Raw genomic sequence first — 254 nt, 5'->3', positions numbered from 1 at the left:
TGGCTGGCTTAATCGCAGCTAAAGGCTGGAACAACATAGGTAGCCGTGGTGTAGCCCCAGACACAGGGCTAATCGGTATGAACTATTTAGGTGTAGATAAAATAGCACAAACAGAGCTATTGATTCATGGATTTCCTGGAAGTGGTATTTCTGCAGATGAAGAAATTTCAGCATTTAACCGTAGTTACGGTCATACCACCCCTGCATTTTATACTTACTCAGTTTTAGATGAAGCTATTGAATCTTACCCGAAT

1 pseudogene is annotated in these 254 nt (G+C 41.3%); it reads left to right on the top strand.

The window, feature by feature from the left end:
• Window positions 1-254 (top strand): annotated as a pseudogene (locus Q5Y71_RS17420) (serine protease); the annotation flags it as partial.

The organism is Microbulbifer sp. 2205BS26-8 (assembly GCF_030731025.1).
In the GTDB taxonomy this organism is placed as follows: Bacteria; Pseudomonadota; Gammaproteobacteria; order Pseudomonadales; family Cellvibrionaceae; genus Microbulbifer; species Microbulbifer spongiae.
Note: the sequence above shows the minus strand (reverse complement) of the source record. Positions and strands in the feature narration are given on the sequence as shown.